4 protein-coding genes and 1 pseudogene are annotated in these 8501 nt (G+C 34.2%); all 5 read right to left on the bottom strand.

Translation table 11 applies throughout. The features are described 5' to 3' along the window. Positions 1–248 (bottom strand): hypothetical protein (locus H529_RS10845; protein ID WP_022856199.1); only part of this gene is annotated, 248 nt, incomplete at its 3' end. 5 nt (positions 249–253) lie between these two features. Beyond that, the gene (locus H529_RS0109190) at positions 254–484 is read right to left on the bottom strand and encodes a DUF2283 domain-containing protein (RefSeq protein ID WP_022856198.1); all 231 of its coding nucleotides are present in this window, start codon (positions 482–484) and stop codon (positions 254–256) included. Between the two features lie 531 nt (positions 485–1015). Then, positions 1016–1201 (bottom strand): annotated as a pseudogene (locus tag H529_RS10840) (hypothetical protein); the annotation flags it as partial. Between the two features lie 5 nt (positions 1202–1206). Further along, the gene (locus tag H529_RS11365; protein ID WP_051132427.1) at positions 1207–4920 is read right to left on the bottom strand and encodes an Eco57I restriction-modification methylase domain-containing protein; all 3714 of its coding nucleotides are present in this window, start codon (positions 4918–4920) and stop codon (positions 1207–1209) included. Between the two features lie 22 nt (positions 4921–4942). Then, on the bottom strand, positions 4943–8311 hold the full coding sequence (locus H529_RS0109170) for a helicase-related protein (protein WP_022856196.1): 3369 nt from the start codon (positions 8309–8311) through the stop codon (positions 4943–4945). Between the last annotated feature and the right edge of the window lie 190 nt (positions 8312–8501).

Here is an 8501-nt window from a genome sequence, read left to right as displayed (position 1 = left end):
TCATCTTCGTCTATCTCCAAAATTATCTTCCAGAAGTTTAAATTTTTCTTATCAAAGCGATGAAGGTTGTTTAAAAAGACCTCTTTTAATTTCTCCTTGGAAAAGGCTTTTAATAGGTCAATGGGATTGGCATAAAGTAGGGCTCGGATGAGAAGCTCCTCTTCGCTAACTACCCTATCCCAAGCAAACTTTTGAAGTAGAGATTTTGGGTCAACCTCTGAGGGTTGAGAAAGCAAATCTTTCGCCATATAGTCTAAGAAGCTTTTACTTTTCTCTTTTTTAAAGTTTCTTTAGTAATTTCAACAGGAAGTAAAGATTTAAGGTCTAAACGTTCAGATGCTGATAGAATCTCTATTCCTACCAATTCACCAGACTGATCAACATCAAAGGTTATATCCTCGTCTACTTCTATACAAGATACTTTTTTAGCTTTCCCAAGTTTGATATAAAGAATGTCATATTTAGGATCATAGGAAATTCTCATTATTCACCTCCATTTTCCATAAAAAAATTTCTTTGCCGAAATTTCAGCTCCTAATAATAAAACTTCTTTCATTCTTTCCTTAGCATGTTCAACAGACTTAATCTTCATTAAAACGCTTGCCCAAGGTTTTTTCCAAGACGAGTAGCCGGTTGCCCCTACAAATTATTTTTTATTATAAAAAATTTTCGAAAAATTTCAAAAGTGATTTTTTCTGGGACCGAAGACATGGATGGGCTGACACTCCGAGACGTCTTTTTTTGTCGCCCCGAGCCGCAAGGCGAGGGGTCTTCCAATTGCCAAAGAGGAGATTTCTCGCTACGCTCGAAACGACAAAATGAGGCTAGGCTCGAAAAGACAGAAAAGGGCTGTCGCCCCGAGCGTCAGCCGAGGGGTCCCTCGGCGCTTATGCGCCTCGGGAGGACATCCCAAGGCGTCATCCCGAACGAAGTGAGGGATGCCTCGCTAACGCTCGGCAAGACAGGTTGGAGGATGTCGCCCCGAGGCGTAAGCCGAGGGGTCTCCTAACAGTTTTTACCCGCTTTCAATAAGCCTTATCTCTTCTTCTGTAAGCCCATATAGTTTATAAACTAATTGGTCTATTTCTTTTTCAAGCTCTTTGACTTTTTGCTGTTTTTCTTGGCTGGTCTCAAAATCGGGGGATTGGGTAAGCGTGAGGATTTCTTGGACTTTTTGGACTATTTGGTCTGCGAGGGGTTGTTTTATCACTCCAAGCCATACAATTTTAATACTTTTTCGTCAAGTTCTTTTTGGATTTTTTCCAATCTTTCCTCGGCTTCCTTTTCAGTTATTTTCCCAGAAAATTTTTCTTCCTGAACTCTCTTAGCTCTGTCAAAGATAAGTTCAAATTCTTTTAATTGCTCAGGAGTTGGAATTATTATCGGAAGTTGGCGTATATCATTAATTTGTAAGTTAACAGATGTATTAATAAATTCCTTTAAAAAATTGAATAAAAACCTAGAATTTAAAATTGATACTAAGTACTTGTTATTACTAACTAATAGATGTTTTGTATACAGAGACATTGAAGCAACGTCATTTACACTAATTTCTTTAATTCTACATTTAATAAACATACTTTCCTCATTAATAGGTGTGGAAACATTATTCCAGCAAAACCCTTCCCGAAAGTAGAATTGATAGCCTTGCCATCTCGCCTTTGGATCTGTTTGTAATACTCTCACATTTTCTCTGTTCCAGTCAATATAATAGGGTGTTGGTGCCCACCAACGATTGCCGTCTTTATCTCCTTTATCATATGGAACATAAGTTTTATCTCTATCTATTCCGTTTAACTTCTCATCATCACTCAAACTATCCACATCGGCTATCTCATCCTTACTAACAATCCTATAAAGCCAACCTTGTCCAAAAATATCCCTTCCGTATTTTTCCTTTAAACCATCAAACAACTTTCTAATCTCTTTTTCAGATAAACTATTAAGATAATCCTCTACATCTTTTTTAGATTTTAGATTGCTAAGCTCCTTTGGATTTTGAGTTTTTATAAAATTCCAAAGTTTCTCAGGTCTTTCCTTTCTAACTTTTTCAGCCCATTTGGTACCCTCTAATACACCAACATATTTGCCGTTATTACCAGTTGCAAGCCCTTGCCCACCCTCTGTAATCAACCCAAGCAAAGTTATATCGCCTGGTTTTAAAGAATTCCTGTAGTCATCAAGATATTCCTTATATTTATAAATCTTTTTACTGTCGGATATAAATGGCCACCACTTATCTAAAAGCTCCTTAACCTTCTTTCCAATCTTTTCATAAATCTTTAAGTTGAACTCCGTTGGCATAAAAAACACATTATTTGCAACATTTTTATAAGCTTCATCTTTAACTTTATAAACCTCCTTCTTATCCAATCCATTTCTTGCATCTATAAAAAGTATTTCATAATCCTTAGCCCTTGTTTTTTGAACAATAGTAATACAAGTATCCACCATAGCACTTTCGAAAGGATTTGCCGTATCTACCAACTGTAAAAGTTTATTGTCTAAAATCAGCTTTCTTAAATTTTTCTTTGTCTGAATGGTCCAAAAAGTTTTGGATGAGATAAACGCCAAAATTCCATTTTCTCTTAAAATTTCAATACCTTTAAAGTAAAAATGATTATACAGGTCATCAGAAAAGCCGTAAACTCTTTCTAAAACTTTTTTAAACTCCTTATCAACGCCCTTTGTAGATACATACGGCGGGTTTCCAATCACAATATCAAACCCACCTCTCACTCCGAACATCCATTCAGGGTCAAACCAATCTGCAGAGGCGTTTTGGTCAAAGGGGTCAAAGCTTGCAATCTTTTCAGCTACCTCATCAGACCATCCATGTTTTTTCAAAATATTAGCAATCTGTTTTCTTAATTCATGATCTTTCTTCTGTAGTTCCTCTTTTTCCCTACGGGTTTTTATCCTAAAATACCTGTGTCTTAACAATTTTAAATCCATCTCTAATGTAGCAGTATGTTGATAAATCAAATGCAAGGGATTGCTTGGCTTTTCTAATCCAATCAAAGTATTTGCAGCAATAAACTTAGTTTCAAGATTTGGTAAAGGTAAAATTCCAAAGTTTGGTTTACTTTTATCTACTTTCTGGTCCAATATTAAAGAAATAAAGAATCTTAGTTTGCTAATCTGAATGGCTATAGGCTGAATGTCTACTCCATATATACAATTTTCAATCAAGTATAGCTTTCTTGCATAATCAGGCTCGTTTATATTAGTATCAAAGTTTTCGTTTAATTCTCGCAAAAGCTCCTCTCTTTTTTCTTTATCCTTTTCTATCTTAAATATTTCATCTGCCTCTTTAGATGCTTTTTCTAATTGGATTTCATACCAAATCCTATTATCTGGGTCTATCTTCTGAAGGATATGAACAAGCTTATGCAAGGCACCCATTAGAAAAGCACCTGAACCACAAGCAGGGTCAATTATCTTCAAGTTGTCTATGGCTTTAGCAATCTTCAATCTATGATCCTCTGTTAAATTTGGCACTTCATCACTATAGGACAAAAGAAGTTCTATACTTTCCTCAGGTATATCTGGAAGGACTGTTTTAAGATAAGCTTTCAAACTTTCATCTACCATGTAGTCTACGATTTCACGCGGAGTATAATAGCTACCCGTTGCCTTTCTTGCCGTTGTTGCCGTTTCCGGATTATAAGATGCAAGTAAGTTTTCAAACACCTTACCCAATAGCTCTGGGTCAAGAGCTATCTCTTGGTCAATGGGTGTAGCCTCATCGGTCGTAAAGTTGTAGCTTTTTAAGATCTCAATCAGACCTCTAAATTTTTTTCTACCAAGCCCATAATTAGATAAATCAACTGTTTGTTCTTCTTCCTGAAAGAACAAATAATCAGGTATTTTAGCTTGCTTTTTCGGATTTCTTGAAAAACCATCTATATAAACTGAATCTTTATCTAAACAGTCAAAAAGTCCGCCGTTTATAAAAGGAATTTCAGAAAATATCTTCATTACTTCATCAGGAGGTATAAGGAATTTATCCTCATATCGGTATAAACTTTTTACACCAAAATTAGATTTGTTTGCAGGAAAACCTTTATCAAAAGCCCAACCTCTTTCGTTTATCGGACGGTTTAGCGTAGCAAAGAAAAGATTTTGAAGAATGGCATTGTAGTAATTATACCCTTTGCCAAAGTCTTTCACAATGCTTTTAAGCTGTTCTTTATCAAAAAGAACCTCAGGGATAAGTTCTTTTTCTTTTAAAAACCAAATAAAGATTAATCTTGTGATAAGCCTAATAAGGTTGATGGCAGTGCGTATTTCTCTATCTTTTTCTGGGTCATCTGAATATTTATAATCCTCAGGGAACCAAACTTTATCCATAGCATAGTAATACCAAGCTTGCAATTCATCATAAAATTGTTTGGTTACAGGTTCAACACTAAAGGCGGATTTTATGCTCTCAAAAGTTTCAAAATCGCACCTCCCTACTTGCAGAATAAAGGTCTTGTTAGGAAGCTTGGGACTAACATAGAAAGTATACCGTTTATAATAGCTATACCTTGCTTTCGTGCCAATTGGTTCCTTATACACTAAAGAAAAACGAAAATTCCCAGAATCATCATGAAAAATAAAAAGACCAATATTTACTTTATCAAGAAGCTTTTTTGCTATATCAAATTGCCTTTTTTTACTTGACCGCTCTGTAAGATTAGTTGTGAGCTCTAAAGTATAAACATGAAGGGGTTGTTGCTCTATCTCCTTCGTTGCCAACAACTGAAGCTTTTTAATTCCGTAATCATCAATAGTTTTATCTCCTAAATAAAATTTCTTTTCTGGTTTAATCGTAAAATTTTTGTTGAATAGAAAATCTTCTAAAGCTTCATAAGAAAAATTTTTAGCAAGTTCTTCAGCAAGTCTTATATCTTTGTCGGTGCTGTGTATAGGCATAGTATATCCCCCCAACTACCAATTATAATGTTGCTTGATTTTCTATAGCTATGATTATTTCTTTGTCTAAGCTTTTTAAACGTTCTTTTATCTTTTCTAAAAAATCTTCTCCTATTTCTTCTTTTAGTTTCTTAAGGGCATCGGCTATTTTATCTAGCTCACCTTTTTTTAGAAATGTCTCAAGCGATACTATTTCTGCCCATACATAGTCTGACAATGTTCCATATTCTCTGATATCTTCTATCAAACTATGAATAAACGGAATTAAAGGTTTAATTTGTTCAGCTTCTAACTTTAGTAAAGTATTTAACAAATTAAAAGCCTTATTTGAAAGTTCATTAGGCTTTAATTGCCTTGATTTTTGATAAGCTATCCTTTCGTTTAAAATTTGGTCATAGTGGTCCCAGAAATCGCTTGATAGAGGTAATGCCGGTTCATCCTTTTCGCACCGAACTTTCTCTATTACCTTTTCAAAGGAGACTGCCTCTGGAATAGCCTTCCTATAATCCTTATAGCTGACAAATAGGTCTTTTCCTTTTTTTATGAAAACCAAAAGCTCGTTAGTTTCTCCTCTTTTAGCGACCTTGATACGCTTTGGCAAGGTAGATATTTCGTCCTCTATTTCTGGATATTTCTTAGTTATATTTTCGTATTCTTCTTTTATCTTAGAATAAAAGCTCTCTTCCTCATCTTCTTTGTAGGTCGTAAGCCTACGGTAGAGCTCTGCTGGTTGTGGTTCCTCATCAGGTGCAAAGATCTTTGCGTCTTCTCCGAGTATATTATGGATCATGAACATTTTAGTTTGAGCTATCTCTCGGGATTTCACAATGTCTGCCCCCTTTTCCGTCGGGAAAAAGTTAACGATGTAAATCTCATCATAGACTTTTTTCCCTATGCGGTTTATACGCCCAACTCTCTGAATTACTCTAACAGGGTTCCATGGTATATCATAATTTATTACAACACCAGCCCGGTTTAAATTTATTCCTTCCGAAAGTTTATCAGTTGTAAGCAAGATTTTATACCTATCATCCTGCTCCTTATATTGAGCATCAAAGTTTTTGTAAAGGTCTTCTAAAGTGCGTTTACTAAGGTTCCCAATAGCTACAAGTAAACTATCCTCAAACTCCCTCCTTAAATATTCTGCCAGATGTTTAGCTGTATCAATATATTCTGTAAAAATGACCACCTTTCTGTTCTGAACTAAATATTCCTTTAATCCAGATGTTAAACGCTCAACCTTTGGGTCGTATTCTCTTAATCCAACTTCTTCCAATCTTTTCATCAAATGTTCAAAAAGCCTAATATCATTTTCAATATGATTTATAAATTCTTTTGCCTGTTTAAAGTTATTTACTTCATAGATTTTATGATATTTTTTGTTAATCTTCTCTTCTTCTAAACTTTTTTCATACTCGGCAAGTTCTGCTTCAATGGTTTCATCGTCTGCCTCGGCTATTTTTTCCAAAAGCTTTCTATCCAAAATGAACTTGCCAGTCCTTTCAATAAACTTTAAAGCCTTTTCATGTGTTCTTTTAAACCTTTGCAAACTTTCATAAAAAGCACCAAAACTACTTTCAAACCTTTTTACAAGAAGCCGTCTCATGAAATCATAAAGGTTTCTTTGGCTTAGATAAAGAAAACTTTCTTCAGGGGTGATTTTAGAAATTTCTTGTTCAAGAATAATGTCTTCAATATCCTTTATTCCCTTCTCATACTTTATTGGAAAATAGATAGCACCAGAAAAGGTTCTTGAGGTTCCGTCAAAGGGAGCAAAAGTTTGGATAACTTCATCATAAAATTCTAACTGCTCTGGTGTTAATTCATAGAACCACTCTATCGGGTCTTTTACTTCAGGAAGGTCTATTTTCTCTTTAAAATATCTAAGGTCAAGACGATTTCGTCTTATAACTACTGGCTCAAGAATCGACCTTATCTCATTCGCAATCTCCTTAGCCTTTTCATTTACCTTCCCTAAGTCTACCTTTTTACTTCTAAATATCTCCTTATAATATTTCTCTACTTGATTTCTTTTCTTAATATCATAAGAATTATGGTAATTCTTAATGTAAGAAAGTTTTTTAAAAATATGCTCATACTCCCAAAATCTACTTTCAAGGTCCTCATCGAGCACGATTGATGATTTTTTAGGTATGGTAAAAAGCTTTAAGAGGGCAAACAAATCAGCCGGACGGTTATTGAAGGGTGTTGCTGTAAGTAAGATTACCTTTCTACCCCTACAAATTTCGCTAAGATAATAGTAGCTTTGCGTTCTTTCATTCCTAAATCTGTGAGCTTCATCAACGATCACAATCTCAATATCTTCTTTCTTTTTAACAAAATTTAATGCTTCCTCAAGTTTACCTACTGAAAAGACTTCCCAATCGTAAAGCTTAAAATCTTCAAGATACTTCTTCCATCCTGATAATTTGGCCTCATCCCCTATTAAATGTGGTGGACAAATTACTATCCCTCTTTTTCCAAGCACTTTAGCGGTTAGACAAGCTATAACAGTTTTTCCTAATCCAACAACATCGGCAAGAATAGTTCCATTATGCGCTTCACAGTTTGATACTGCCTGAGAAACAGCGGTCAGTTGATAAGAATAGGGCTTATAACCAGCCTTTTCCATTAATTCCTTAAGATCCTCTTTTAAATCCTTTCCTTGATGTATATTTAAATAAGTTTTTAGGAGATAAACATAAGCCGTAAAAGGATTGACTTTTCTTAATAAAGTTTCATTTCTAAGGATGTTTACCAATTTTGAAATATCATTCTTAGATAATTCTACAGCCTTATTCCAGTGCTCGTCAAAATACTCCTCAGCCTCTTTAAAACCAAAGTCTTTAATTTCTACATTGAACTCATTTTGAGATGTCAAACCAGCCTTTGTAAGGTTGCTACTTCCTGTAATGAAAAGATTAGGTAAAATTTCATTATCTTTCAGCTTAAAAAGATATAACTTAGCATGATTCGGCTCTCTTGTTTTTCTCATCACTAACTTTTCTTCTTCTAATAACTTTATAAAAAAATCCACCTGTTCATAAAAATCTTTGTTATCCATTTCATTTGAATTAAAAGCTTTTTTTACAGAATCAAAAAAGTTTTGTATTATTATTTCCTTGCTGTATTCTTGTAAATATGGTTTCTTTCTAGCTACCTCATAAATCCTATAATTATCTGTATCTACATACAAACCTACAAGTATTTTTATATGCTCTGGTTCTAATTCATTGTTTTTATACATCTCTTTCAGTGTCTCATACAACTCATTTATCCCTGAAAAATAGAAAAAACCAACAAGAAACTTTAATTCCTTACTATTTTTTATCAATACCTTTAGTCTTTCTTCAAAAATCTTTAACCCTTCATTCGTGATAAAAACGCTCATCTTTTTCCTCCTCCTTTATTTAATTTATTTTGTTTTCTTTCAAACAAAGTCTCTCCTCCCCTACGAAAAACTCCTTTATCTCTGACCATTTTTTATCTATATCTTCATAAGACTCCTTTTCAGCATCTTCAAAATAGATAATACTTTTTAAAATAACACCGATAGATAAGGTTGGATATTTAGTTTTAGC

It is taken from the genome of Thermodesulfobacterium thermophilum DSM 1276 (assembly GCF_000421605.1).
GTDB lineage: Bacteria > Desulfobacterota > Thermodesulfobacteria > Thermodesulfobacteriales > Thermodesulfobacteriaceae > Thermodesulfobacterium > Thermodesulfobacterium thermophilum.
Note: the sequence above shows the minus strand (reverse complement) of the source record. Positions and strands in the feature narration are given on the sequence as shown.